We start from the raw sequence: 617 nt of genomic DNA on the forward strand, positions 1-617 counted from the left end.
CGCGGCGCACTGCCATGATGCATGCGCGCCGCTCATGATTGCGCGCGTCAGTTCCACATGTCGGGGAGCGGTTGCCTCGCACGTTCATGCCGCATTGCGCCAGCCATCGATGAAACTGTTCACCAAAGGTCTATTGCTGATCGCGTTGCCGAGCGCCATCGAACTGGCGCTGCTCGGCGTCGTCTTCGACATGCAGGCGCAAACCATACGCGCCGTCGAGCGATCGTCGGACAGCAAGCAGATCCTGTATCAGGCGACCGCGCTCGAAAACCCCGTGCTTCGGCAAGTCGCGCGCGTGCGCACGGGCATCGTCGCGGGTGACGCTTCGTTCATGGACCGCCATGCGGCATGGGTCGATATCGGCGACCGGCTCACGCGGCTCGAAACGGCCGTCGCCGATACGCCCGCGCAGGCCGCGCGCGTGCATCGCATGCGCGACGAAGTGGACAGCTACCGGCAGCAGGCGCTGTCCGTCGCGCAGTCGCTGCGCACGGGTGCGACGATGAAGCCATTCGTCACGCTCGAAGGCGGCGAGTTGCCTGCGCAGGTGATGCGCTTTCGCGCGCAGTTGAAAGAATTCATCGACGAAGCATCGCGGCTCGAAGTCGAGCGCAACG

General features: G+C 65.0%; 1 protein-coding gene. It reads left to right on the forward strand.

Going from position 1 to position 617, the window contains the following annotated elements; genetic code table 11:
* Positions 1–109: 109 nt before the first annotated feature.
* The coding region (locus SB753_RS34480) for a CHASE3 domain-containing protein (RefSeq protein WP_410804507.1) at positions 110–617 on the forward strand (508 nt) is incomplete at its 3' end.

This window comes from Paraburkholderia sp. SIMBA_053, assembly GCF_046534895.1.
Lineage (GTDB): Bacteria > Pseudomonadota > Gammaproteobacteria > Burkholderiales > Burkholderiaceae > Paraburkholderia > Paraburkholderia caledonica.